This is a genomic window from Streptomyces sp. 13-12-16 (assembly GCF_002114215.1).
In the GTDB taxonomy this organism is placed as follows: domain Bacteria; phylum Actinomycetota; class Actinomycetes; order Streptomycetales; family Streptomycetaceae; genus Streptomyces.
Genome location: NZ_NCTE01001285.1, coordinates 1 through 543 on the forward strand (window position 1 = coordinate 1; position 543 = coordinate 543).

The 543-nt window shown below is 76.6% G+C and carries 1 protein-coding gene; it reads right to left on the reverse strand.

Annotated features, from left to right (window positions below; all coding sequences use genetic code 11):
- Window positions 1–89 precede the first annotated feature (89 nt).
- Window positions 90–543: hypothetical protein (locus tag B7767_RS46950; protein ID WP_179167494.1), on the reverse strand; the 454-nt coding region annotated here is incomplete at its 5' end.

Here is a 543-nt window from a genome sequence, read left to right on the forward strand (position 1 = left end):
CGGGCCCCGGACCCCGGAGGAGCTGGCGTCGCTGGTGACCGCGTCCGCCACGGACGCCGACGTCCCGTGAGGGAGCGGGGCGGTGCCGGTCAGGTCGCGTGGCCGATCCGCACCAGCGTGAACACGTAGGCGCACACGGCCGTCACCTGCGCGAGGAACACCGGCACGGTGTGCGCGGCGGGGCGGCCGCCACCGTCGAGGTGCGCACGGGCGGCCCTGCTCACCCTCGGACGCGCGCCCGCCGGCCGCCGTTCCAGTGCCCTCCGTACGGCGCGCCGCCCGGCGGCGGTGGTGATGCCGAGCCGTACGCCGTGCGCGTCACGGACGATCAGGGTCCGCTGGGGTCCTCCGCAGGAGAAGGTGGTCCACAGGCGGACGTCGGTGAGACGGGTCAGGTCGACGGTCCGCACGCCGGTGGGTGTGCGCGCCGTCGACCCGGTCGTCGTGTGCCGGGCCGGTGGCCGTTCCTCGCACAGGGGGTTGGCCACCGCCGACACGAGCAGCAGGGCCAGGAAGCCCGGCACGGTGGCGACCGGGCTCCCG